The organism is Vibrio sp. VGrn 2, from assembly GCF_009361695.1.
Taxonomy (GTDB): domain Bacteria; phylum Pseudomonadota; class Gammaproteobacteria; order Enterobacterales; family Vibrionaceae; genus Vibrio; species Vibrio diabolicus.
Genome location: NZ_RBWD01000002.1, coordinates 18,755 through 43,537 on the forward strand (window position 1 = coordinate 18,755; position 24,783 = coordinate 43,537).

Below are 24,783 nucleotides of genomic sequence, written 5' to 3' on the forward strand. Positions count from 1 at the left end.
ATATGTGTGAATCCTGTTATCACTGTGGTGAAGATGTACCAGCCAACACGGATTTTAAAGTTGATATACTCGGTGAATCCCGCAAGATGTGTTGTCCTGGCTGCGAGACGGTTGCTCAAACCATCGTAGACAGCGGCTTAGTATCCTACTATCAATATAGAACTGCGCCTGCGGAAAAAGCAGATTTAGTACCAGAGCAACTCCAAGCTTTAATTCATTATGATAATGAAGATGTACAATCAGAATTTGTGCGAAATCGTGAAAATGTCTCTGAAGTAACTCTTTCTTTAGAAGGCGTTTCATGTGCAGCTTGTGCGTGGTTAATCGAAAAGCAAGTCTCTAATACGGCTGGGTTAGTGTCTATCCGCGTGAATACAACCACTAACCGCGCATTACTAGCCTGGGACAAAACTCAGGTGCGATTAAGTGAGCTCCTATCTGTCATTCATAAATTGGGTTATAAAGCCGCACCATTTGAAGCTGATAAGCAAGAAGCCTCTTATCATCGAATGATGAAGCAATACTTATACAGATTAGGTATTGCTGGTTTAGCTACCATGCAAGTTATGATGCTAGCCGTCGCATTGTACCTAGAAGTTTTTGGTGACCTAGAACCGGAGTTTAAAAATTACTTTCGTTGGGTAAGTTTGATCTTTGCTACGCCAGTCCTACTCTACTCGGCTCTTCCGTTTTACTTAAATGCGTGGCGAAGCATCAAAGGCCGAACCCTCGGTATGGATGTGCCTGTCTCGATTGCACTTATTTTTGCCTATGTAGCCAGCTTAATAGCAACCGTTACAGAACAGGGCGAAGTCTTCTTCGAATCGATTTCAATGTTCACTTTCTTCCTATTGGTTGGACGATTTTTAGAGATGCGAGCGCGTCGCAAAGCCGCAGCGGCGAGTGGTAACCTATTAAAGTTGATCCCAGCGATCGCCACGACGCTGGATGGCGAGCAAATACCAGTGAAAACTCTAAAAGTTGGTGATCGTATTCGCGTCCTTCCTGGTGAACATATCCCAGCTGACGGCAAAGTTATTTCGGGTCGTATTCATATTGATGAATCCATGCTAACGGGTGAATCCGTACATGTTGTGAAACGAGAAGGCGATGCGGTTTATGCAGGAACACTAAACGGTGATGAGTCATTTGAGCTAGAGGTCATGAGTTCCAAAGCCGACTCAATGATTTCCAATATCGTGCGTTTACAAGATGAAGCTCAACACTCCAAACCTAAAATCGCAGAAATTGCAGACGTTGTTGCTCGTTACTTTGTTGGAGCAATTCTTATTATTTCTGCTGGTACTTGGTTTTACTGGCATCAAACAAAACCAGATGATGCGTTTTGGATCATGCTATCCGTATTGGTAGCCACCTGTCCATGCGCCCTATCTCTTGCGACTCCAACTGCTCTAACTTGTGCTACCTCTCGTATGGGAAACTTTGGCATTTTGCTTCGTAAAGGTCATGTGTTCGAGACGCTATGTAAGATCAACCACTTAGTTGTAGATAAAACAGGTACTCTGACGAAAGGCGATATTGAGATCTGTGATACAAAAGTGTTGAGTGATCTTCCAAAAGAAGATTGTCTCTCTCTAGCCGCAGCATTAGAAGCTCATGCAAACCATCCTATCGCTCGCTCTTTTGCAAGTTACGCCAATGATGACTTTGTTGTGTATGAAGTGCAAAACGTGATTGGTTCAGGGATTGAGGGGATCTGGAATGGAAAAGTCGTGAAGATAGGCAGTGCGGCTTTTGTTCAAGGCAAGGAAAACGAAGAAAGCCACGCGGTCTATCTTTCAGTTGATGGCGAGCATATCGCTAGCTTTTACTACCGCGACCCTATCCGAAAAGAAAGCAAAGCCTTTATTCAACGTTTTGCTGACGCAGGAATTAAGACAACGCTGCTAACAGGTGACTCTCTCTCAAACGCTCTACCTGTAGCGAATGAAATTGGTATCGATCACGTCGTTGCGTCAGCAAAACCAGAAGACAAACTCGCGTATCTTAAGAGTCTTGATGAAGACAGTATCACTATGATGGTTGGCGATGGCATCAATGACGCACCTACTCTCGCCGGAGCTCATCTTTCAGTTGCAATGGGCGGTGGTACAGATGTCGCTAAAGCTTCTGCTGATATGACGTTACTTGGGGATAATCTCGAAAAGCTACTAGAGGCACGCTTGCTTGCACTGCGTACAAGAAAGATTATTCGAGAAAACTTGGCTTGGTCTTTGGGTTACAACCTGTTAATTTTGCCTTTAGCTGTCGCTGGTTTAGTGGCTCCCTACATTGCAGTAGTTGGCATGTCTGCAAGCTCAATTATCGTTGTATCTAACTCTTTGCGCCTGCTCAAAGAGAAATAAGTAGAGAAAGCAAACATGGAAAGTCTTTATATATTGATTCCTATCGCTATCGTTCTCGTTTGTGTTGCTGTTGCCGTTTTTCTTTGGGCAGTAAGAAGTGATCAGTTTGAAGATCTAGAACGACAAGGACATAACATTCTTCTTGATGAAGAAGACAAATCTAATAGTGATAAAAAATAGCAACCTTTATGACTCCTGACTTTATTGGTGCTTTGATGATCGGCCTCGTCGGGGCCGGTCATTGCATGGGAATGTGTGGTGGTATCGCGTCTCTGCTTACCATGGGCTCTTCTACTAAAAATAAAAGTACCCCTCTTATCCCTCTCTTCTATAACCTCGGACGATTGATCAGTTATGTCTTAATAGGTGCATTGGTGGGTGGGGCTATATCAGGTTTATCTGAGCTAAGTGGGTTAACGCATTCTCTTGCTTGGTTAAGGCTGATTGCCGCACTGTTCATGATTCTGGTTGCGCTTTATATTGCTAAATGGTGGCAAGGTTTACTGTTAATAGAAAAGTTAGGGCAGCACATTTGGCGCTTTATCTCGCCTGCAGGTAAGCGTTTGCTGCCGTTAAAGCACCCTCTTCATGCTTTACCATTTGGCTTCATTTGGGGTTGGTTACCATGCGGCTTGGTTTATTCTGCGCTAACTTGGTCGGCGGTTTCAGGCAGCGCAATAAACGGTGGTCTTATTATGCTCGCGTTTGGCCTCGGAACACTTCCGGCAATGCTTATTATTGGATATGGTGCCAACCATTTTCAGAAATTACAAAAATCGTTAATATTTAGAAATATTTCAGCATTAATCCTTATTGGGTATGGTTCGTACACTGCTGTAGGAGCCATGGAGTTACTCGGTTTCATATAACGTTAAACTCTATTGAGGTGACATTTTTGCTACCCTTTAGGATTAAGCGATGCTAAAATATTGATGTATATCAAATAGTGAAAGGTTGTTATGATTTCTGAAAAACCTGCAACAAAGCGTATCCAATCAGGCGGTTGCGCCATTCATTGCCAAGATTGTAGCATTAGTCAGCTGTGTATCCCGTTCACTCTGAATGAGGCAGAACTTGATCAGCTTGACCAAATCATCGAACGTAAGAAGCCTATCCAAAAAGGACAAGAGCTTTTTAAGGCTGGTGACGAGCTAAAATCTCTGTACGCTATCCGCTCTGGTACCATCAAGAGCTATACGATCACAGAGCAAGGTGATGAGCAAATCACAGCGTTTCACTTGGCCGGAGACCTAGTTGGTTTCGATGCCATTACAGGTGACTCCCACCCTAGCTTTGCTCAAGCGCTTGAAACGTCGATGGTATGTGAAATCCCATACGAAATTTTAGACGACCTATCAGGTAAAATGCCTAAGCTTCGCCAGCAAATTATGCGTTTGATGAGTAACGAAATTAAAGGTGATCAGGAAATGATTTTGCTTCTTTCTAAAAAGAATGCAGAAGAACGTCTAGCGGCTTTCCTATACAACCTATCAACTCGTTTTTCTCAACGTGGCTTCAGCCCTAGAGAGTTTCGTTTAACGATGACTCGTGGTGATATTGGTAACTATCTTGGTCTTACAGTGGAAACAATCAGTCGCTTGTTGGGTCGTTTCCAGAAATCCGAGATCCTAAGTGTAAAAGGTAAATATATCACTATCTTAGACCACGATGCATTGATGGAACTTGCTGGTGTAACTAAAGAATAATACACCCCAATTATTGATGTAGCTCGAAAATGAGCTACATCATGTTTCTCATAAATTCCTTTCGAAAGTCCTCAAAAAGTTACCCAAACTAAGCTACAGTAAAAATGTACGGTGAGTACTCCAAAATACTGATTTAATTTATATTCAGTATCTGGTTTTGCAATAGAAGTGGGCTTAGTTATGAGTATATACAGTAAGATCCTTGTTGTAGCTGACATCAATAATGATGAGCAGCCCGCACTTGCAAGAGCTGTTCAATTAGCTCAAAAAAGTGTATCTAGAAGCCGAATCACTTTCTTTTTATCCATTTACGATTTCTCTTATGACATGACGTCAATGCTATCAGTGGATGAAAGAGATGCTATGCGTCGAGGTGTTATCCATCAACGTGAGCAGTGGATGCGTAAAATTGCTCAACCTTATCTAAACGATGGCTTTGACTTTGATGTATGTGTCGTCTGGCACAACCGTCCTTACGAAGCAATTATCGCTGAGGTCTATGCAGGCAGCCATGACCTAGTCATTAAAGGCACACGTAAGCATGACGTGTTAGAATCTGTGATTTTCACTCCGACCGATTGGCACTTGTTACGTAAATGCCCTATCCCAGTACTTCTGATTAAAAATGCAGATTGGCCAGAACAAGCAAGCATTCTTGCCTCGGTGCACGTAGGCTCTGAAAATCCAACTCATATTGATCTCAACGATGCCATGGTCGAGCGACTAAAAGAAGTCACCACCCGACTGGATGCCAAACCATACCTTGTTAATGCGTATCCCGTTACACCGGCGAACATTACCATTGAACTTCCTGAGTTTGATCCAACGACTTATACCGATGCCGTTCGAGGTCATCACTTAACTGCGATGAAAGCATTACGCCAAAAACACGGCCTTGATGAAGAGCAAACGATTGTTGAGCAAGGCTTACCTGAAGATGTCATTCCAGCAGCAGCAGAGCGCTTGAATGCTGCAATGGTTATTTTAGGCACCACAGGGCGAACCGGGCTTTCTGCTGTCTTTATTGGTAATACAGCTGAGCACGTGATCGATAAAATAAATTGCGATGTATTGGCTCTAAAACCAAAAGGCTACATTAGCCCTCTCGATCCAAATACAGCAACCTAATCTCTCTTTAGCATTGCTATATTGAGCGCTTTCAAACAGACGCTAATAAATCCCCCTAATAAAATGGGGATTTTTGTTTGGGGACAGTTAAAGCGTTGAATACAAAAAAGGAGGTCTAGTTGACCTCCTTTTTACGAGTTAGATGTTCGTAACATCGATGAACATTGATTCATCAATATTCGTCGAAGAAACGACAGCCTCATTAAATTCATACTCTTCGCGGTTACCTTCACGGTCTAGCGGTAAGTTAACAAAGTCGAACAATTCGCGGTCTGCTAGTTGGCTTGGGCTTACGTTTTGAATTGATTTAAAGATCGCTTCCACACGCCCTGGCGTCTTCTTATCCCATTCAATCAACATTGCTTTTATAGATTGACGCTGAAGGTTCTCTTGAGAACCACAAAGGTTACACGGAATAATTGGGAAATCCTTGTGTTCAGCGTATTTGATCAGATCTTTTTCACGACAGTAAGTCAATGGACGAATGACCACGTTACGACCATCATCAGAGCGCAGCTTTGGTGGCATCGCTTTAAGGCGAGAGCCGTGGAACATATTCAAGAACATTGTTTCGACGATGTCATCCATGTGATGACCTAGCGCAAGCTTAGTTGCACCAATCTTCTCTGCAAATGAATACAACGTACCACGTCGTAGGCGTGAACACAGACCACAAGTGGTTTTGCCTTCTGGCACCTTCTCTTTTACGACTGAATACGTGTCCTTATCTACGATGTAGTAAGGGATATTCAGTGTTTCGAAATACTCAGGCAGAATATGCTCAGGGAAGCCCGGTTGTTTTTGGTCTAAGTTTACCGCAACCACTTCAAATTTGATTGGCGCAGCTTTCTGAAGATTCAACAGGATATCAAGCATCGCGAATGAATCTTTACCACCGCTAATACATGCCATCACAACATCGCCTTCTTCAATCATGTTGTAATCAGTAATGGCATTTCCAACATGTCTTCTCAGGCGTTTCTGAAGCTTGTTGAATTCTAGGGTTTCTTTTCTTGTATCTATTTGGTTCATTGCGGGCTCTCACATCGCCGATAAATCGACTAGGACTTCCTAACATGGGTTTCTTTGGGGCGTGGATTATACGAGCTTTTTACGCAGGATTAAATGCTTGTCTTATTGAGACATTAAGAAAAGGACACGAAAGGTAGCTTAGTTACCCTCACAAATGAAAAAAGAGCCGCAATTGCAGCCCTTTCTAAACTCTCAGTGTTCACTTCTTTGCGTTAGGCAGATAAGGTAGCACTCGCATCGTCGGTTCTGGTAGTGTCATTGTGCCACCTTGCCCTATTTCACTTAGTGCGACTTGTATCTTGCCATTGACAATTGGCTTTTCGGTTCCGTTTGAGAAAATCACTTTATCATTCAGTTGATTTGCAAACTCCATCGTCACACCTTGAACTTCAGGTGTAAACCAACCCGCAAACATACCGCCTAAATCTTCCAGCATCGTCTGCATTTGAGGTAGAAGAGGCTTAAGTTGCTCGTAAGAAACATTACCCTGTAATGGCTCTTTGGTCATCACGACAAGTGAGTAATCGCAGCGAGTATCTTTTGGAGTATCGACAAAAACCAACGGATTCGCTGACTTTAAGTTTTTATCGACTGGCAGAGGCAACTCTTGTGAAGCAGGGATAACAAACTCTTCATAGTGCTCTTCTTTTTCCATCCAAGCTTTTTCTATTGTACAAATTTGCTTAGTTTTCGCGTCCACAAAGAAGACGCCAACTTTCACGTCGTCATGCCCTTCTTTATTGTTGTTTTTGAGTTGGGTGTATAACTTTGAGTATGTGAACATGTACTCTTGAGCTTGGGTTATTGGCGATACAAGAATTAGCGCCGCACTTCCCAATAGACTTAGGCTTAACTTTTTCATTTTATCCGTTATTTTATTGTGTCCAGTAGGCGTTATTATGACGAATCATAGCGCGAAGATCGTGTACATAAGCAATGCCACGTTCAGAATATGCTAGCAATCCATGAGTTAACTCTGACGCCGTTGCGACCGATAACAGGTCTTTGTTCTTTTCGGCTAGAGAAGCTCTGATTTCACGCAGTTCAGCATACGCTGGGTTTCGATTAACATTCATAAAGTAGCCATGAACCGACTGCTGTACAGAATCGAATTTTTCAACTTCATGAGCTTTGCCTGCGCCACGTTGCGCAGGAACAATTCCACAACCCTTTTTATAACACCATTGGCCGAACAAGTTGTTCGCTTGAGTGGCAAAACGAGAAGTGCCCCACGCAGATTCATTTGCTGCTTGAGTTAGAACCAGCGCTTCTGGTAAGACATTCACTCGCACAAGCATTTCTCCCAACCACGCGCGATCGACTTTGTTGTCGCTCAAAGGCAAAGAATACAGAGCCGCTAGTCGCTGAGCGTACTCTTCTTGCTCTTGAGTGATTTGGCCCACCTTTAAAGAAGTAAGAAACGCTCGTTCATGGCGAATTCGTTGATTCTCAAGTGCTATTTTAGGCCTTAAAAAATCAAAAAACGCCGCTTTTTTCTCTTTGGTGTCTTTTATTGCGTTGAAGTCAGGGATATCACCAATGTGTGGCAAATGAGACAAATCGACATGCTTAATTGTCCCGGACAGCACATCAGGATTCTCAACATATTTAAACTGTTGCTCGTAGTGTAAATACGGTCCAATAGAAATGAAAGTGGCGGCTATACAGGTAGCCGCCACTCGTAAACTTATTGATTTTAAAGAATTAGGCATCAAACACCTGTGAGTTACCATCGTGATCATTGTCGTTTTTCTGTGTTGCAACGATCTTGAGCTTAATTCCAAACATTTCGCGGTAGAGTATGCCTTTCAAATGAAAGAAGAATGGCAACACAAAAATCAAGCCAATACCGTAGAACATCGCAGCGATAATAAACATCAACATCACGCCTAAGTAAAGCCCTGCGACAACAAAAATCTTCTTGTTAATAGCGCGAAGTGATAACAGTAGCGCCTGCATTGGTGGCACTCTTTTTTCACAAATCAACAAGATAGAGTGACTAAACGCTAAAGAAAGATACAGGGACAGTAGAGGGAAGATCATACCAACTACGCCTTGCAGCATTAGGCTCATCAGCGTTGCTAGGATCACGGGAATAGTAAACTGCAGCCCTTTACCTACATGGCGTAACTTAGTCTTTAAGCCCGCTATATGGCTCATCGCCATCAAGCTGATCCCTGCATAAATTGGGGCGCTGATCACCTCATAACTAAAGTTCGCGACATAAATAGAAGACACAATATCGTTAGTGAATGATTCTGGATTCTCAAATGCATCAAGAATAACGGTCAGATCACCCAACTGCAGTTGTAACGCGATATAGAAAATACCTAACTGGACAAAAAGCAATACAATAATAGCAGGAGAAAAGGATAAAAAGTGCTGGATGGTTGCTCGCCAAGCCTCATTGAAAACAGCCCCAGCTTTAAGCTCGTAGTTGCCAGACAAAGCTCGCTCTACACTCCCCCCAAGATTGAAATCTTTCTCAAAATCGTCGTTCATAGTTTATCCAAGATTAACTTGTAAAATTTTCACTGGAATTCCAGTCAATTAATGTGGCCGTTATTATAAAGAAATCTTTCCACATCTAACATCACAACTCACGTACTATCCTTGCAATCTCAACTGTATGGTTGATAATTAACCACTCACAAGGTTATGAAATTGAAAACAATTATTGAACAGAGCTTAGTGCTATCAAACTGTGTTTAAATGCCAATTAATCTTATAAAAACAGTATGGTAAGGAATGATGACTTTTGCCTGCAAAATTTTTTCTGTTTCAAGATAAGAAAATGCTTTAATTTCACAATTTTGGTGATTATGATGCGCGCCTCAAAAGTGAATGGCTAGTGTCACATCAGCTGGGATTATCCCAGCTTGAACGTGGGGGGAAATACAGACGTTGAACGCAAAACCGCAAGCAGGAAAGCCAGTTATTCGTTTATCTGGTATTAGTAAAAGTTTCGATGGTAAGGAAATCATCGGTAATTTAAATCTGGATGTTAATCATGGTGAGTTTCTGACGATTCTTGGACCTTCTGGTTGTGGTAAAACGACAGTTTTACGAATGATCGCTGGTTTTGAAGCGGCGGATAACGGTCAAATCATTTTGGATGACCAAGATGTAACACAGGTTCCTGCTGAGCAGAGACACGTCAACACGGTATTTCAAAGTTACGCACTGTTTCCACACATGACCGTATATGAGAATGTCGCTTTTGGTCTTCGTATGCAAAAAACGCCTGCAGCAGAGATTGAACCAAGAGTAATGGAAGCATTACGTATGGTTCGTCTAGAAAAAATGGCACAGCGTAAACCGCACCAACTTTCTGGTGGCCAGCAACAGCGTATCGCAATTGCTCGTGCAGTTGTTAATAAACCAAAAGTACTTCTGCTCGATGAATCGCTATCGGCGCTGGACTACAAGTTGCGTAAACAAATGCAGATCGAGTTGAAGCAGCTTCAGCGTCAACTTGGTATTACCTTTATCTTTGTAACACACGACCAGGAAGAAGCCCTATCGATGTCAGACCGCATTATCGTGATGCGTGATGGCGTTATCGAACAAGATGGATCTCCGCGTGAGATTTATGAAGAGCCTAAGAACCTGTTTGTTGCTCGCTTTATTGGTGAGATCAACGTATTCAATGCAACCATGCTAGAGCGCATCGATGACAAACGCATCCGCGCAGAAATTGAAGGTGTTGAATCCGTCGTTTACTACGATAAGGAAGCACAGAAAGGCGACAAACTACAAGTACTACTTCGCCCTGAAGACTTACGTATCGAAGAAATCAAAGAGTCTGAAGAAAAAGGCATTGTTGGTCACGTAACTGAGCGTACTTATAAAGGTATGACGTTAGATTCTGTTATCCAATTGGATTCAGGTATGCGTGTAATGGTAAGCGAATTCTTTAACGAAGATGATCCTGATGTGGACCACTCACTTGGCCAGAAAGTCGCTATCACTTGGGTTGAGAGCTGGGAGGTAGTACTCAATGATAAGCAAGAAGATTAATCTTCAGAACGCGATCATTGCCTTAATCGTAGGCTGGCTAACACTGTTTGTGTTGGTACCAAACGTGATGATTATTGGTACCAGTTTCTTAACGCGTGATGAAGCAAACTTAATCGAAATGACATTCACTTTCGACAACTACTTGCGTCTGCTGGACCCACTGTATGCGAAAGTGCTGATGCACTCGTTCTACATGGCAATTGTGGCAACGTTGTTGTGTTTAGTCATTGGATACCCGTTTGCTTATATCGTAGCGAAAATGCCTGAAAAATGGCGTCCGTTTATGCTGTTTTTGGTGATCGTACCGTTTTGGACGAACTCTTTGATTCGAACTTACGGACTGAAGATTGTTCTCGGTACACAGGGCATTTTGAACAAGTCGCTGATGGCAATGGAAATCATCGACAAGCCGTTGCGTATTATGTATACCGAAACGGCTGTAATGATTGGTCTTGTATACATCCTACTTCCTTTCATGATTCTGCCGCTTTACTCGGCAATCGAGAAGTTGGACAACACTTACATCGAGGCAGCAAAAGACCTCGGTGCGAACAAGCTCCAAACCATTACTAAAGTAATTCTACCTCTGACAATGCCTGGCATTATCGGTGGCTGTTTGTTGGTTCTACTGCCTGCGCTGGGTATGTTCTACATCTCAGATCTTCTAGGCGGTGCGAAGAACCTACTGATTGGTAACGTAATTAAGAGCCAAGTATTGAACGCTCGTGATTGGCCATTTGGTGCTGCGACCAGTATCGCCCTCACCTTCGCAATGGCGGTAATGCTTTACGCTTACTACCGAGCAGGCAAATTATTGAATAAGAAAGTGGAGCTAGACTAATGGGACGCACAGTTAGATTTAGCTTTATGGCGTTGGTTTATGCATTTTTGTATCTGCCAATCGTTGTACTAATCGTAAACTCATTTAACACCAATAAATTTGGTATGAAATGGGGTGGTTTCACCACGAAATGGTATGAAACCCTAGTCAACAACGACAGCCTAATGCAGGCTGCATGGCACTCATTGAACGTGGCGGTATTTTCTGCGACAGCGGCTACTATTATTGGTAGCTTAACAGCTGTTGCCCTATTCCGATACTCGTTCAAAGGCAAAGGTGCTGTAAACGGTATGTTGTTTGTCGTAATGATGTCTCCAGATATTGTCATGGCGATTTCATTACTTGCTCTGTTCCTAGTATTAGGCGCACAGCTGGGCTTCTTTACTCTATTGATTGCCCACATCACCTTCTGTTTGCCATTTGTGGTGGTAACAGTATACAGCCGCTTAAATGGCTTCGATGTGAAGATGTTGGAAGCAGCAAAAGATCTTGGCGCAAGTGAATGGGTTATCTTAAAGCAGATCATCCTTCCTCTTGCAAAACCAGCAGTTGCGGCAGGCTGGCTGCTTAGCTTTACCCTGTCTCTGGACGACGTAATTATTAGTTCGTTCGTAACAGGTCCAACGTATGAAATCCTACCATTGAAAATTTACTCGATGGTTAAGGTGGGTATTTCACCGGAAGTGAATGCTCTTGCAACGGTCATGTTGGTGGTTTCTTTAATTCTTGTCGTAATTTCTCAGTTGCTCGCAAGAGAAAAAGTAAAGTAAAATCCACATCCGTTAACATCACGAAACAGAATGGTTACATGCCATTCTGTTTTTCTATCTACCGTCCAAAATGATTTGGACAACGTTTGGTTTGGAGCTAACGTCAATGAAAAAATGGGCTACTCTATTAGCTGGTAGTGCATGTGCGCTTTCTCTGTTCTCAGGTTCAGCAGCAGCGGACGATAAAGAATTGGTATTTATGAACTGGGGGCCTTACATCAACAGTAATATCCTAGAGCAATTTACCAAAGAAACTGGTATCAAAGTGATCTACTCGACTTACGAGTCGAATGAAACTTTGTACGCAAAGCTAAAAACTCATAACCAAGGTTATGATCTAGTGGTACCTTCAACGTACTTCGTAGCAAAAATGCGCGATGAAGGTATGCTACAAAAGATCGATAAGACTAAGCTTAAAAACTTCGGCAACCTAGATAAGAACTATCTAGACAAGCCTTACGATCCAAATAACGACTACTCTATTCCACACGTTGTTGCGATTACAGGTCTAGCGGTTAACGCAGATATGTACGATCCAAACGACTTCCAAAGCTGGGCAGATCTATGGAAGCCTGAGCTTGAAGGTCAAGTAATGCTGATGGACGACACTCGTGAAGTCTTCCATATCGCTCTGCGTAAACTTGGCTATTCAGGCAACTCAAAAGACCCTAAACAAATAGATGAAGCGTACGCTGAGCTACAAAAGTTGATGCCAAACGTTCTAGTTTTCAACTCTGACAACCCAGGCGCACCTTACATGTCTGGTGAAGTGGGCGTTGGTATGCTTTGGAATGGCAGCGCTGCAGCTGCTCAAAATGAAGGCCTAAACCTTAAACTCGTATTTCCTAAAGAAGGCGGTATCGGTTGGGTTGATAACTTCGCTATCTCTTCCGGTGCGAAGAATGTAGAAGCAGCTCACAAGATGATCGACTTCCTACTACGTCCAGAAATCGCAGAGCAAATCTCTCGTGATACTGGTTACTTAACAGCGGTAGAGGAATCGAACGCTAAGTTTAAAGATGTTGCACCGCTATTTCCTTCTCAAGAAGATCTTGATCGAGTGGAATGGCAAGATGCGGTTGGTGATCTAACCGTTAAGTACGAAGATTACTTCCTAAAGCTGAAAGCGGGACAGTAATCGAGCTTGTGTAACAAGTCATCGACTAAAAGAAAATAGGCAGCAATACGCTGCCTATTTTTGTAATTGACTGATATAATTATGCGTTGCTAGGTTTATCTGGCTCGATGTCTAGTTTTATCTTCTCACAAAGCGGAGATACAGCCCTCGAGCTAAATAAACAGATTTGTGCTTACTGCGATTTGGATCAACTTGATAACTCCAGCTAGTATTGACTTGTCCAATCGCGAAACAAAACGGAAAACAAATGAAAAGTAAATTCTACGCAAGCGCTCTATGTGCAGCGACGCTCATCGCTACCCCTGCAATGGCTGCTGATCAAGAACTGTATTTCTACAACTGGTCGGAATACATTCCAAACGAAGTTCTTGAAGACTTTACAAAAGAAACTGGAATCAAAGTTATTTACTCTACATATGAATCTAACGAGAGTATGTACGCAAAACTTAAAACCCAAGGTTCTGGTTACGACTTGGTAGTACCGTCTACCTATTTCGTCTCTAAAATGCGTAAAGAAAGCATGCTGCAACAGATCGACAAAGAGAAATTGTCTCATTTTGCCGATCTTGATACTAACTTCCTTAACAAGCCGTTCGATCCGAACAACAACTACTCTATCCCTTACATTTGGGGTGCGACAGGTATTGGTATCAATGCTGACATGCTAGACAAATCATCTGTTACTAAGTGGGATGATTTTTGGGATAGCAAGTGGGAAGGTCAACTAATGTTGATGGATGATTCTCGCGAAGTATTCCATATTGCATTGACTAAACTTGGTTACTCACCGAACACCACTAACCCGGATGAAATCAAAGCGGCTTATGAAGAGTTGAAGAAACTAATGCCAAACGTATTAGTATTTAACTCAGACTTTCCTGCAAACCCTTACCTAGCAGGTGAAGTTTCACTTGGTATGCTTTGGAACGGTTCTGCTTACATGGCTCGTCAAGAAGGCGCGAACATCGACATCATCTGGCCAGAAAAAGGAACGATCTTCTGGATGGACAGCCTGGCAATTCCAACTGGCGCGAAGAACGTTGATGCGGCTCATAAGATGATTGACTTCTTACTTCGCCCAGAAAACGCAGCTAAGATCGCACTAGAGATTGGTTACCCTACTCCAGTGAAAACGGCACACGAACTGCTACCGAAAGAATTTGCTAACGATCCAAGCATCTTCCCACCACAAGAAGTGATGGACAGCGGTACTTGGCAAGATGAAGTTGGCGAAGCGAGCGTAATGTACGATGAGTACTTCCAAAAGCTAAAAGTGAACAACTAATTCGTTAGTTTTAAAGATATGAAAAAGCGGCTCATGAGCCGCTTTTTTTGTTCTTAATGACAAGACAAAAGCTCTCCTCTGTGAGAATTATTACGCTCTTTCTTTTCCTTCTAGAGCCAGTATCTCGTCAACTAATTTTGGAACCTCGACGCTTGCTTTTCCGTAGCGTTTTTCCTCAAATTCACTTTCTACCGCACTAGGCTCGAGGTTAATTTCAATGGTATGTGCGCCATGCATTTTTGCATCATGAACAAAACCCGCTGCGGGATATACGACGCCAGAAGTTCCGATAGAAATAAATAAATCTGCCTCTTCTAAAGCCGCGTAGATATCCCCCATTCGCAGTGGCATTTCACCAAACCAAACAATATGTGGTCGCATTTGTGAAGGGATCTGACAGCAGTGACAAAGCTCACCAGTCTTAATGTCCTCACTATGTTCTATAACTTGGTTTGATTCACTGCATCTCGCTTTTAAAAGCTCACCGTGCATATGAATGACGTTATGGCTGCCGCCTCTTTCGTGAAGGTTGTCTATATTTTGAGTGATGACCGTCACTTTACCTTCTAACTCAGCCTCTAGACGACCCAATGCTTCATGCGCTGCATTAGGCTGTATCGCATTGTCTTGAAGTTTCTTGCGGCGTTGGTTGTAAAAATCTTGAACAAGGTCCGGATCGCGAGCAAACCCTTCAGGTGTTGCTACATCTTCAATACGGTGATTCTCCCAAAGGCCATCTTGCGCACGAAATGTTTGAATACCAGATTCAGCCGAGATACCTGCACCAGTAAGTACTACAATATTTCTATAAGGGAAATTCATAACTCATCCTTGCTGTTTTTTCATTAGCTTAACACTGAAAGAATAGCAACAGTAGTAATATGGATTAGACCATGGTCGTAATGGTCACTATTAGAATTACAATTTAAGAGGAACAGCAATGAGCCAAGTATCTCTAGCGCTTATATTACTTACGACTTTAGCAGGTTGCCAACTAACCAATGTTGAAGGCGAAGTGGACGACGTAAAAGTAAGAGTCAGCACCAATGACGATAACCATCGTGGTAATGGAGATTTCTGTCCCCCTGGCCAAGCAAAAAAAGGCAATTGCTAAAAGAGCGGCTTTACGCCGCTCCCACATTGGCCTCAATCCTCGTTGGTAGAGGATATTTTATGAATGGCTAGGTCAGCGCCATTGAATTCGTCTTCTTCCGAAAGCCTTAGTCCCATACTGGCATTGATCGCGCCGTAGACTGCAAGTGCCCCAATCACTGCGATAGAAATGCCCAAAAGCGTTCCTAGAAGCTGAACAATAATGCTCACGCCACCTAGCCCACCCAACGCGCTTTGACCAAAGATCCCCGCAGCAATACCACCCCAAGCGCCACATAAACCGTGTAAAGGCCAAACCCCTAGCACATCATCAATCTTGGTTTTGTTTTGTAGGTAGGTAAAAAGATAAACAAATAGCACGCCAGCAATCGCACCTGTCACTAAAGCACCGATAGGATGCATTAAGTCTGAACCCGCACATACAGCAACCAAGCCAGCCAGTGGGCCATTATGAATAAAGCCGGGGTCATTCTTACCAGCCAACAATGACGCGACAATGCCTCCGACCATTGCCATCAATGAGTTCATAGCCACCAAGCCACTTATGCCTGACACGGTTTGAGCTGACATGACGTTGAAGCCAAACCACCCCACACATAAGATCCAAGCTCCCAAAGCCAAAAACGGAATATTCGAAGGTGCAAAGTTGGTATGCTTTCCTGCTCGAACTCTGCCTTTTCTCATGCCCAAAAACACAACGGCAACCAACGCTATCCAGCCGCCAACACCATGTACAACGACTGAACCTGCAAAGTCGTGAAAGCCATAACCAAAGGTACTTTCAAACCAAGCTTGAACACCAAAGTTTCCGTTCCAGATTATTCCCTCAAATAACGGGTATACGATGCCGACAGTAAAAAATGTTGCGATTAGAATCGGATAAAAGCGAGCTCGTTCTGCGATACCACCTGAAACAATAGCGGGAATCGCTGCAGCGAAGGTCAGCAAGAAAAAGAACTTCACCAACTCGTAACCATTGCCTTGAGATAATGTCTCTGCATCAGCAAAGAAGGTGCCGCCATAAGCGACCCAGTATCCAATGAAAAAATACGCAATGGCGGAAATACCGAAATCGGCCAAGATTTTAACTAAAGCATTAACTTGGTTCTTTTGGCGCACGGTTCCTACTTCAAGAAAAGCAAAACCAGCATGCATCAAAAAAACCATGATTGCGCCAAGTAGTAAGAAAAGTGTGTCGGAACTTTGCGTGAGAGTTTGTACAGCGCCGTGTACCTGATTGGCAGTTACACTCATTATGATTGTCTCCGTTGATCTGTAGCGCACTTATCCTGTGCATCAAAGTTAGGCTCATCACCAATTTGGTGAACTTAATTTATAGAGCGTCTAACAGAGCAATTCTCATTCCATAATTTACATTTCTAACACTTACACTTTAATTTATTGTTTTGTATGAACTTTAATAAAATTAGGCATTCTTGAAATGGTGCTTAACACGCTAATAAATGCACCAATATGGTTTTTAGTGCACCAACATAATGCGCACCATATAGCTCAACAAACAGCAAACTTTCTACGATAAACGTAAAAGCCACCCCATGAGAGGTGGCTTATATACTTGAATTGCTAACTAAAGGCGTTTATCGAGTGATCTTCCCTGCTTTTACATCCTCTAACCAGCGCCCCTCGACGAGATAAGGAGGAAGCCAACCGGTTTCAATAGATAAACGATTGCCTTTGTCGTACCACATACAAGCCATACCAAGCAAAGGGAAAGAGATGAAAGTTTCTATAGAAATCAAGTCCTCTGGCTTATCGAGCCTCATTTGGTATTTCTCTTGGAACTGAAGGTTCTTAATGAGTACTTCTTCAAAGTCATAACCGATGTCAGTTGTCAGGGCAGCAAAAGTTTCCAAAATACCCATGGCGATTTCTAACGCCCAATCATCACCCTGAGCAACTGCTGCGTCCATCGCGGCCACCAGTTTATCAGGGTAGTCTGCTGTACGGTGATGGAACGACTGAATGACGTCTACTAACATATAAGACAGCTCACCCGCTTTGGTAGAGCTCTGCCTCATCAAAGAAATTGGAAAGTTCGCCAATGCGTCTAAACTTGGTCTATCACGCACAATTGTCGATATGAAATACATATCAATCCATCTATTAGGATTTATGCACCCCGTTTTTAAAATACCTTCCCCGTCCCACTTTACTTCAGGATAGTCGAGAATCTTTATAGTTAGTTCATCATTGGGATTCATAGCAAGTCTATGATAACAAGCCCCCATTAATGAAGTTTCGTAAAGACGTAATGTACAAATTTGTTCGTCTTCATGTGAAGTTTGAAACCATGTATACCAGCGAACCTGGTCAATGGCAAAATCACCAAAACTAACCAAGTTTTCTCGCCTGATTTTAAGACCTTCTTTGCGCTGATCTAATATCTTATTGATAAATTCTTTCTCAGAAGAAACTCCACTTTCACTCAACTCAGGATTTGCTTTGCGTTCTACAACTTTACTTTGCATTTTAAATTAGTCCTTTGGAATCAATTTTAAACTCTGCCGCATCTACTATTACGTCTGAGGCATTTCCACTTTCAGGGATGCTTGTTTGAGTATGTATATATCGAATAGGTATGCCGAACGAAGCTGCATGTTGAATTTTTCTTGCTGTTATTTTTTCAGTCGTTCCTTCTTTATTTTTCGACATTAGCCTGGTGATTTCTGCAGTGTATTCCGTTGTCCCTTGCTGATATGCCATATTTCCAATCTTGCGGCTGCCCAGCGGGCTGCTCCCTCCTTTGGCCTCAACAATTATAATTTCACCTGGTGGTGGCTTTTCCACCTCATAAACCATATCAAAGTCGCCCGGCTTCGAAATTGAGGTTCCAATATCTTTAGGATGAAGCAGCTTAGCATTGGGACATTTATTTCGAACAAAATCATCCGCGGCCAACTCACCAATTTTTGCAGATTGCTGATTAATCTTGGCGATTTGAGCGTTATATCCATCTTCGCCAGTTCGAGCCTTCATAGCCTCTTGACGGTCTTTCAAACATTCATCAATTTTTGCTTTGTTTTTTTCTGTTAGCTCATAATCACTCGTATTGAGTTCAGAGTTTTCTTTATACTCTGCTTTATTCAGCACAAGGTCTTCAGTGAAGATCGTGCAACCTTCTTCCCCGCCAACTTTCTCTGAGTCAAAAACATGCGCATTGACAAATTCCTCAATCCCAACAACATACTGAACTTCGTGCCTGCTGCCATCTGAATAGTTAATATGACGATAAAAAGTAATCTCGCTCTTCTCACAATCAATATGGTCTAAATCGTATTCATATCGAATATTGTTTTTACCATTGGGTTTTCGGATTTTGACTTGCGAGCGAACGCCATCTTCTCCGACGGATGACTCTTTTGCTGCTTCTAAAATCTGATCGCAAACCTCTTGGGGAACATCGCTTTGCGCCTGATACTCTGCCAACATTTGACCCAAGCGTTTTAGCCCTTCTTCACATAGGAAACCTGTTGGGTCAATCCATTGAATTGGGTTGACTGCATATTGGTAATGGTTAATGCCACCAGCAATAGATATCGGATCTTGTTGGATAAAGCGTCCTAGCTTAGGATCGTAATACCGAGCGAGGTTGTAATGTAAGTTGGTTTCTTGATCGAAGTACTGCCCTTGAAAACGCAATGGATTTGCTACATTTTCAATATGTACATGAGCAAAACCGTGAGCATCGTAACTTGCACTCCATACAACATTCCCTTCGCAATCGATCAGTCGCTCTGGTTTACCAACTTGATCGCACTGGTACCAATAAATAACGTCATTTTCTAGCAGTGCCACTGGCATGTAGGTTTCTGGTTGATATAGGTACCAGCGGAAAGCACCTGAAGAGCGTTCACCAATTAAACGTTCACCTTCCCACAAGAACTCTGTAACGCCTTGTTGTGTAATTTTCTTCGTTCTGCGCCCTAATGCATCATATTCATATTGACTGATACCATCGTCGGTGTGAACTTCAATGAGCTGATTTAACGCATCAAATACGCGAGTCTGAACGTGTCCTTGCCCTTCACGTTTTGTCTGGTTTCCTTGCGCGTCATATTTGAACCGGACATCATCGTGTACTTCAATACGATCAGCGAATACCTCTGAAGATGGCAAAGTAGGATTGCCAAAACTATCGTATTCAAACTTAATCACTTCTCCGGAAGCATTAACTCGTTTCAGTTGCCCTAAGGTATCGTACTGATAGTGCGTTGCTCCTGCCGTATTATCAATGATTGATGAAATACGGTTTTGCGCATTGTAAACGTACTTTTTCTCTCTATCCGGCCAATGTTGTTCAACCAAACGACCAACACCATCATAAATGATGCGCTCATTAAAATGTGCCGTTTCAATTTGGGAAACTCGTCCCATTTCATCGTAATGAAATTTGATTTGAGGTAAATCTAGGTTTCCAAACCGAATCGCTGAAAAACGCCCATATCGATCGTAAGAGAAGTTCAGCTCCGTATTATCTGGCAGTACCTGAGATACGCGTTGGCCAACTCTGTTAAACTCCTGCGCTATCTCAAACTGACCTTGAATGCGCTTTGTTAAATGCCCGAATGAAGAGTATTGGTATTGCAATGTTTGATGGCGATTGGATGCGAAAGTAAGTCGCCCACCAAACGTATAATTGAAGTGGTTCTCTACAATACTGCTACCATTTCCTGCTTTGACGTGCTTGAGATAACCCGCAGCGTCATAGCGGTACAGCACGGTCCTATCGGCGACTTGCTTACGATGGATCCGCCCCATATCGTCATAATCAAATTGGCTTTGTAGATTATCAAACCCAACAGTTCCTGATAGCTGGCCTTCATCGTCATACAGGAATTCGAATTCTAAGCCGTCACTCCGAACTAATTTAGTCAGGTTACGTTGTTTATCGTATTCATAAGAAATATGGCTGCCATCGGGGAAGATGACTGCTTCTTGTTGCGCGAGTGCTCCCCACTGATACGAGGTAATGCCTGCTGGCGTTCGAATCTGAGCAACACGGCTGTGCTCATCGTAAGAATATTCTTCGCTATAACCGACTTTGTCTTCGTCGTTAAAATAACGAACTGATGTACGCCTGCCAAATTGATCATAAGCGAGTTGAGCAATACACCCATCGGGATAAGCGACGCCATTCACCAGATCTTCTTCGTTATAGCTGTAACGAAGTAATGTACCGTCTATTTCATTCGCGATAAGTCTTTGTTGTTTATCCCACCACCACTGACTTTTCTTACCATCTTCAGACTCTTTTTTGACGACTTGACCGTGTTTATCGTAATCATATTCCGTGACACAGCCGAACTGATCGGTATCCCAAACTCTTTGCCCGAGGCTATTGTAGTAAGCCTTCTCGATATCCCCGTCAGGTGAAACCGTTTTAACTAACTTACCTAAGCCGTCATAACCATATTGAACTTCTTTGCCAGAGGAATGAAACTTAGAAACTAATTGACCATGCTGATTATATTGATAATTGACTGTTGACTGATCAGGATAGATAGCTTGTGCTTTTCGTCCTAATTCATCATATTGCCATCGCCAAGTTTTACCTGTGGGGCTTATTTTCTCGAGTAAGTTACCCTGCTCGTCATGCAAGAAAGACCATTGATGATCTAACGAGTCAGAATAAGAAGAATGATTTCCCTGATAATGGAAGCGATAGTCATAAATTCCTGCGTCCCCAACGTTCCTGATGCATTTCGCGTTAGCACATTCGCCATCCCATTCAAAATAATGAGTAAAGCCAGTTGGTCGTACACGCTTAACAATTAAATGGCCGCGGTATTGATACTGTTCCTTCAAGCCCAAATGATTAGTTGCACTGACCAAATCATCGTGCTCATCATAGGTATAAGTTGTCAGAACTTTTTGGGACTTTGCATTAAGCAGTTCTACAAGGCGTCCTTGCTTATCATATTGACATTCAAGAACCGGACGCTTGTTGTATGCAATCTCGATCAATCGATGGTTTCGAGAATACTGCAGTTGAAACGTTGAAAACGTACCATTTCTGACTTGTTTAACAAGCCAACGATCATCTTTCTGTTCAAATCGATATTGATGCCCATTAGCGAGCGTCACGATCCGAGTTGCTGAATTTAGGAAATAACAGCTCGCACCAGCGTATATCTGGTAACTTGTTGCTCCAGTATCTACTGGCTCAAATTCTGTGATATCTGCCTTATCGTCAACAAACTCCCAAGCGATAACGTTGTCTTTCTCATCCGTCTTCTCGTGCAATTCAAACTGAAATGCATGTCTCCAACCAAAGCCCATTCCATGATTTACATCCGACTGCGAAGAGCGATAAGTACGCTGCCAAGTAGTACCTTGTTGTAGCTCGATATCATAGAGTTCGAGAATTTCTTCACCCGTCACAAGTGATACAGGATCACCGGCTTTCTCATGTTTTTCGCTACTTTGTTGTTGAGGCTTAGCAGATGCGGCACTTCTTCCACTCTTTTTATTCGACTTCCCCTTTCCCTTCGATGGTTTTGCATTGACGGTATTTTGAGTCGGTGGAGGCGTAACCGCAGAGGAGAGTGCGTAGTTTTCTCCGGTCGGTACAATTCGAGCGACATGCAAGTCACCGTTCACCAAAGCATTGGCAAACGTTGAATTATAGTGTTGGGAAGCAAGCTCACCGTCAGGTATGTTTGGCTTGAATTGACCAATCAAATAGAACAAGTCTTCGACAGAGCGAAGGTCAAGCTCACCAAAGCTCTCAAGAAACTCTATTGCCTCTTGTTTGGTCACGAATGTTTTAGGTTCGCCGCTAGTAAGTAACTGACCAGAGAAGTGATAACTTTCGCCAAAGCGATTCGTGATAGGAATGACGAATTGAGGGATCATAGCCGTAACGTGTTTGTCCTTTTCTTACCTTGCCGCATCATTTAATGCTCGTTTCGCTCTTTTTATTTGTGAGAGCAAGATGCCTTAATCAAACATCCTCCGATAGAGATTCCTCTGTATGCGTAGACTGAATGTATTGATGGCAATTTTCACGTATGCAACTCTTTGAATTTCTGAGCGCAGCGTACTTTAACGGGACGATGAATCCTGAGTAAATGAACAATAGCGTGAGTGAGACTAATGTCTCATCGCGACGCGATTTTTTTACATGTTTCTTACTTAACTATGATTTTCTGCCCAGTTACGTAAATTCACTCAATAAGTTGCATCAAGTATCACCTGTGGGACTCTGCGCTTCATATTTGAGACATGACAGCAACAAAAAAACCGCCTATTACGGCGGTTTTGCTTAAAGAATACTGATTAAAGGTTTGGACCTGTCGATGGTCTGTGTGGTTGGTTATTGCGCAGTTGTTGCATCCCTTGAAACATTCGCATAAACCACACCAAGATGGCTAATGCAGCAAACACCATCCCTATCCAAGGAATAAAGTAAGCGATGGTTTCAAGCAAAGTACTATGCAACCAATAATCACTCACGCCAACGAGTACACCGTTAGAAGTCGCGACGGTGACGATCAACACAACAAAAAACGTCAGGTAGAGAAAGAAGGTACGAATTAAACCGTAGTAATGAGAAATCACTACGTCGCTGTCTTCTCCCTTATCTAATCGGTAACCAGCATAGATAATTGCGATAACGCCTGAGATCAGAAACGTAAACGGGGTCAGACAGCTCAGGATGTACGCAACCCAAATCCCGTTATGAGGTTTGTTCATTCGCTTTCGCTCCTTTTGCTTCCGTTTGTGCCGTATCTGTTTCGCCCATCGCTTCTTTGGACTTCACTTCTTCATACCAAAGATCGTGGTGTTCTTTCGCCCATGTCTCGTCAACTTCACCAGTCACCATGCCTTCTAACGCACCTTCCATACCAAATAGACCAATATAGATGTGGAAGATAAAGCCACAGATTAGAATCAGTGCCGAAATCGCGTGAACTAAGTTAGAAAGCTCCATGTCACGGCGAGTTTGGCCAAAGATAGGAAAATCTAGAACTAAGCCACTCACTGCCGCGATAGCACCAAAGAAGATCAATAACCAATAGATTGCCTTCTCGCCACCGTTTGAGAAACCAGCTGACGGATGTGTGCCTTTGTGTTTACCAACCATACCGCCCATTTTCATGAACCAACGAACATCAGTCATGTTTGGAATCGACTTGCGCCACCATTTAAAGAGCACGAGCATCAGCAAAATGAAGAACAATGGTCCCATGTAATTGTGGTACTGCTTCGCCAACATGACGATAAAGCCCCAGAACTCAGTAGGAACGTACGGTTTTAAGAAGTGCTTACCGTAAACCAGCATCAAACCACTGAATGCCAACGTTAAGAATGTAAACGCCATACTCCAGTGAAGCGCGCGGTCTAAACGAGACCAACGTTTCATCTTTCTGCCAGTACGCGGCTTGCTAAGCATTAAAGGGCCAACGAGTACGTAAGCCATGATTACCATTGCAATACTGCCGAAAATCGCGACAGCACCAGCGGGAGACATCCATTTCTCTTTTAGAATGTACCAAGTCTCTCCAGGTTTACTGATCAATACGCCATGTTCTGGCGATTGAGACGTGGTGTAGCCTTCTTGCCCCTCTCTGACTTCGCGCCAATAGTCTGCCCCGGCGAGTTGCGTGATCTCCTGTTGAATAACTTTAGAAGATTGTTCCTCTGCTGAAGCAGGCATTGCGAAAGTCAGCAGCAATGCTGTCATCATTGACAGCATTGCTAGAGACGCACGTTTAAGCGTGTTTAACATGTGCCTCTCCTTACTTAGCTTTTCGTCGCATCGTAAGAAAGATCGTTTCCGTCTGTCCAACCTGCGTTTTTCGCGCCGCGTTCTACCACACGTTGACGGAAAATGTCAGAGACTTTCTCTGCGTCACCCGCAAGTAGTGCTTTGGTTGAACAAAGCGATGCACACATCGGTAACTTGCCTTCTGCGATACGGTTCGCACCGTATTTTTGACGTTCTTCCTCAGAGCCTGGCTCTGTTTCTGGGCCGCCCGCGCAGAAAGTACATTTATCCATTTTGCCACGTTCGCCAAACGCTTCTTGTTTAGGGAACTGAGGTGCGCCAAACGGACAAGCAAACAAACAGTAACCACAACCGATACACAGATCTTTATTGTGAAGAACGATGCCGTCTTCGGTATGTTCGAAACAGTCTGCTGGACAAACTGCCATACAAGGCGCATCGGTACAGTGCATACAAGCAACAGAGATGGAGTTTTCACCGGCTTCACCATCGTTTAGTGTTACCACGCGGCGACGTTGAATGCCCCATTCAAGCGCATCGTCGTTTTCGTTCTTACATGCAGTAACACAGCCGTTACACTCGATACAGCGCTTGGTGTCACATAGAAATTTCATTCGTGCCATTGTCAGACT

At 43.1% G+C, this 24,783-nt stretch carries 22 protein-coding genes; 11 read left to right on the plus strand and 11 right to left on the minus strand.

The window, feature by feature from the left end:
* Nucleotides 1–2: 2 nt before the first annotated feature.
* The 5 genes from D8S93_RS04015 to uspE all read left to right on the plus strand — a co-directional run bounded on the left by D8S93_RS04015 (nt 3) and on the right by uspE (nt 5,200).
* Nucleotides 3–2,366, plus strand: coding sequence for a heavy metal translocating P-type ATPase (locus D8S93_RS04015; protein ID WP_134646614.1), 2,364 nt, complete (start codon nt 3–5; stop codon nt 2,364–2,366).
* A 15-nt stretch (nt 2,367–2,381) separates the two neighbouring features.
* On the plus strand, nt 2,382–2,546 hold the full coding sequence (gene ccoS / locus D8S93_RS04020; RefSeq protein ID WP_012841826.1) for a cbb3-type cytochrome oxidase assembly protein CcoS: 165 nt from the start codon (nt 2,382–2,384) through the stop codon (nt 2,544–2,546).
* An 8-nt stretch (nt 2,547–2,554) separates the two neighbouring features.
* Complete coding sequence (locus D8S93_RS04025; RefSeq protein WP_152812125.1) at nt 2,555–3,235, plus strand: sulfite exporter TauE/SafE family protein; 681 nt, start codon at nt 2,555–2,557, stop codon at nt 3,233–3,235.
* Nucleotides 3,236–3,325: 90 nt separating this feature from the next.
* Nucleotides 3,326–4,072, plus strand: coding sequence for an FNR family transcription factor (locus D8S93_RS04030; RefSeq protein ID WP_005377497.1), 747 nt, complete (start codon nt 3,326–3,328; stop codon nt 4,070–4,072).
* 180 nt (nt 4,073–4,252) lie between these two features.
* Complete coding sequence (uspE, locus tag D8S93_RS04035; protein ID WP_053807422.1) at nt 4,253–5,200, plus strand: universal stress protein UspE; 948 nt, start codon at nt 4,253–4,255, stop codon at nt 5,198–5,200.
* Between the two features lie 138 nt (nt 5,201–5,338).
* On the opposite strand, the gene ttcA is transcribed toward uspE, so the two are convergent.
* The 4 genes from ttcA to D8S93_RS04055 form a co-directional block, all read right to left on the minus strand.
* Nucleotides 5,339–6,232: a tRNA 2-thiocytidine(32) synthetase TtcA gene (gene ttcA / locus D8S93_RS04040; protein ID WP_005377502.1), complete on the minus strand. Its 894-nt coding sequence runs from the start codon at nt 6,230–6,232 to the stop codon at nt 5,339–5,341.
* A gap of 199 nt (nt 6,233–6,431) precedes the next feature.
* The gene (locus tag D8S93_RS04045) at nt 6,432–7,094 is read right to left on the minus strand and encodes a DUF2987 domain-containing protein (protein ID WP_005396478.1); all 663 of its coding nucleotides are present in this window, start codon (nt 7,092–7,094) and stop codon (nt 6,432–6,434) included.
* Nucleotides 7,095–7,107: 13 nt separating this feature from the next.
* A complete protein-coding gene (locus D8S93_RS04050) occupies nt 7,108–7,944 on the minus strand; it encodes a glucosaminidase domain-containing protein (RefSeq protein WP_048626391.1) in 837 nt (278 codons plus the stop codon).
* Nucleotides 7,937–8,734: a hypothetical protein gene (locus D8S93_RS04055; RefSeq protein WP_005396476.1), complete on the minus strand. Its 798-nt coding sequence runs from the start codon at nt 8,732–8,734 to the stop codon at nt 7,937–7,939. The genes D8S93_RS04050 and D8S93_RS04055 overlap by 8 nt, the downstream gene beginning before the upstream one ends.
* Before the next feature lie 402 nt (nt 8,735–9,136).
* Here D8S93_RS04055 and potA point away from each other — a divergent pair, with 402 nt between their 5' ends.
* The 5 genes from potA to D8S93_RS04080 all read left to right on the plus strand — a co-directional run bounded on the left by potA (nt 9,137) and on the right by D8S93_RS04080 (nt 14,286).
* Nucleotides 9,137–10,252 (plus strand): spermidine/putrescine ABC transporter ATP-binding protein PotA, encoded by a 1,116-nt coding sequence (gene potA, locus D8S93_RS04060; protein ID WP_012841830.1) that lies wholly within the window; start codon nt 9,137–9,139, stop codon nt 10,250–10,252.
* Entirely contained in the window at nt 10,233–11,093 is an 861-nt protein-coding gene (gene potB / locus D8S93_RS04065) for a spermidine/putrescine ABC transporter permease PotB (protein ID WP_012841831.1), read from the plus strand. The genes potA and potB overlap by 20 nt, the downstream gene beginning before the upstream one ends.
* Nucleotides 11,093–11,863 (plus strand): spermidine/putrescine ABC transporter permease PotC, encoded by a 771-nt coding sequence (potC, locus tag D8S93_RS04070; RefSeq protein ID WP_152812127.1) that lies wholly within the window; start codon nt 11,093–11,095, stop codon nt 11,861–11,863. Before potB ends, potC begins: the two co-directional genes overlap by 1 nt.
* Before the next feature lie 106 nt (nt 11,864–11,969).
* Entirely contained in the window at nt 11,970–13,001 is a 1,032-nt protein-coding gene (locus tag D8S93_RS04075; RefSeq protein ID WP_012841832.1) for an extracellular solute-binding protein, read from the plus strand.
* A gap of 247 nt (nt 13,002–13,248) precedes the next feature.
* Nucleotides 13,249–14,286 (plus strand): extracellular solute-binding protein, encoded by a 1,038-nt coding sequence (locus D8S93_RS04080; protein WP_053807418.1) that lies wholly within the window; start codon nt 13,249–13,251, stop codon nt 14,284–14,286.
* A gap of 90 nt (nt 14,287–14,376) precedes the next feature.
* Here D8S93_RS04080 and cobB read toward each other — a convergent pair whose 3' ends face one another.
* Nucleotides 14,377–15,108: a Sir2 family NAD+-dependent deacetylase gene (gene cobB / locus D8S93_RS04085; RefSeq protein ID WP_053807417.1), complete on the minus strand. Its 732-nt coding sequence runs from the start codon at nt 15,106–15,108 to the stop codon at nt 14,377–14,379.
* Nucleotides 15,109–15,226: 118 nt separating this feature from the next.
* Between cobB and D8S93_RS24815 the strand changes: the two genes are divergently transcribed.
* Nucleotides 15,227–15,400, plus strand: a complete 174-nt coding sequence (locus D8S93_RS24815) for a hypothetical protein (RefSeq protein ID WP_193621571.1) — start codon at nt 15,227–15,229, stop codon at nt 15,398–15,400.
* 32 nt (nt 15,401–15,432) lie between these two features.
* On the opposite strand, the gene D8S93_RS04090 is transcribed toward D8S93_RS24815, so the two are convergent.
* The 6 genes from D8S93_RS04090 to fdh3B all read right to left on the minus strand — a co-directional run bounded on the left by D8S93_RS04090 (nt 15,433) and on the right by fdh3B (nt 24,774).
* Nucleotides 15,433–16,653 carry an ammonium transporter gene (locus D8S93_RS04090; RefSeq protein ID WP_152812129.1) on the minus strand — a complete coding sequence of 407 codons (1,221 nt, stop codon included), beginning with the start codon at nt 16,651–16,653 and terminating at the stop codon, nt 15,433–15,435.
* A gap of 344 nt (nt 16,654–16,997) precedes the next feature.
* Nucleotides 16,998–17,888, minus strand: coding sequence for an immunity 49 family protein (locus tag D8S93_RS04095; protein WP_031822097.1), 891 nt, complete (start codon nt 17,886–17,888; stop codon nt 16,998–17,000).
* Between the two features lies 1 nt (nt 17,889).
* Entirely contained in the window at nt 17,890–22,275 is a 4,386-nt protein-coding gene (locus D8S93_RS04105) for an RHS repeat-associated core domain-containing protein (RefSeq protein ID WP_193621572.1), read from the minus strand.
* 423 nt (nt 22,276–22,698) lie between these two features.
* The gene (locus tag D8S93_RS04110) at nt 22,699–23,115 is read right to left on the minus strand and encodes a hypothetical protein (protein ID WP_005396167.1); all 417 of its coding nucleotides are present in this window, start codon (nt 23,113–23,115) and stop codon (nt 22,699–22,701) included.
* The gene (locus D8S93_RS04115) at nt 23,099–24,151 is read right to left on the minus strand and encodes a formate dehydrogenase subunit gamma (RefSeq protein ID WP_047008778.1); all 1,053 of its coding nucleotides are present in this window, start codon (nt 24,149–24,151) and stop codon (nt 23,099–23,101) included. The genes D8S93_RS04110 and D8S93_RS04115 overlap by 17 nt, the downstream gene beginning before the upstream one ends.
* A gap of 14 nt (nt 24,152–24,165) precedes the next feature.
* Entirely contained in the window at nt 24,166–24,774 is a 609-nt protein-coding gene (gene fdh3B / locus D8S93_RS04120) for a formate dehydrogenase FDH3 subunit beta (protein ID WP_005377536.1), read from the minus strand.
* Between the last annotated feature and the right edge of the window lie 9 nt (nt 24,775–24,783).

Coding starts and splice junctions, on each gene's coding strand:
- D8S93_RS04015 (WP_134646614.1), top strand. CDS start 3: ATGTGTGAATCCTGTTATCACTGTGGTGAAGATGTACCAGCCAACACG.
- ccoS (WP_012841826.1), top strand. CDS start 2,382: ATGGAAAGTCTTTATATATTGATTCCTATCGCTATCGTTCTCGTTTGT.
- D8S93_RS04025 (WP_152812125.1), top strand. CDS start 2,555: ATGACTCCTGACTTTATTGGTGCTTTGATGATCGGCCTCGTCGGGGCC.
- D8S93_RS04030 (WP_005377497.1), top strand. CDS start 3,326: ATGATTTCTGAAAAACCTGCAACAAAGCGTATCCAATCAGGCGGTTGC.
- uspE (WP_053807422.1), top strand. CDS start 4,253: ATGAGTATATACAGTAAGATCCTTGTTGTAGCTGACATCAATAATGAT.
- ttcA (WP_005377502.1), bottom strand. CDS start 6,232: ATGAACCAAATAGATACAAGAAAAGAAACCCTAGAATTCAACAAGCTT.
- D8S93_RS04045 (WP_005396478.1), bottom strand. CDS start 7,094: ATGAAAAAGTTAAGCCTAAGTCTATTGGGAAGTGCGGCGCTAATTCTT.
- D8S93_RS04050 (WP_048626391.1), bottom strand. CDS start 7,944: ATGCCTAATTCTTTAAAATCAATAAGTTTACGAGTGGCGGCTACCTGT.
- D8S93_RS04055 (WP_005396476.1), bottom strand. CDS start 8,734: ATGAACGACGATTTTGAGAAAGATTTCAATCTTGGGGGGAGTGTAGAG.
- potB (WP_012841831.1), top strand. CDS start 10,233: ATGATAAGCAAGAAGATTAATCTTCAGAACGCGATCATTGCCTTAATC.
- potC (WP_152812127.1), top strand. CDS start 11,093: ATGGGACGCACAGTTAGATTTAGCTTTATGGCGTTGGTTTATGCATTT.
- D8S93_RS04075 (WP_012841832.1), top strand. CDS start 11,970: ATGAAAAAATGGGCTACTCTATTAGCTGGTAGTGCATGTGCGCTTTCT.
- D8S93_RS04080 (WP_053807418.1), top strand. CDS start 13,249: ATGAAAAGTAAATTCTACGCAAGCGCTCTATGTGCAGCGACGCTCATC.
- cobB (WP_053807417.1), bottom strand. CDS start 15,108: ATGAATTTCCCTTATAGAAATATTGTAGTACTTACTGGTGCAGGTATC.
- D8S93_RS24815 (WP_193621571.1), top strand. CDS start 15,227: ATGAGCCAAGTATCTCTAGCGCTTATATTACTTACGACTTTAGCAGGT.
- D8S93_RS04090 (WP_152812129.1), bottom strand. CDS start 16,653: ATGAGTGTAACTGCCAATCAGGTACACGGCGCTGTACAAACTCTCACG.
- D8S93_RS04095 (WP_031822097.1), bottom strand. CDS start 17,888: ATGCAAAGTAAAGTTGTAGAACGCAAAGCAAATCCTGAGTTGAGTGAA.
- D8S93_RS04105 (WP_193621572.1), bottom strand. CDS start 22,275: ATGATCCCTCAATTCGTCATTCCTATCACGAATCGCTTTGGCGAAAGT.
- D8S93_RS04110 (WP_005396167.1), bottom strand. CDS start 23,115: ATGAACAAACCTCATAACGGGATTTGGGTTGCGTACATCCTGAGCTGT.
- D8S93_RS04115 (WP_047008778.1), bottom strand. CDS start 24,151: ATGTTAAACACGCTTAAACGTGCGTCTCTAGCAATGCTGTCAATGATG.
- fdh3B (WP_005377536.1), bottom strand. CDS start 24,774: ATGGCACGAATGAAATTTCTATGTGACACCAAGCGCTGTATCGAGTGT.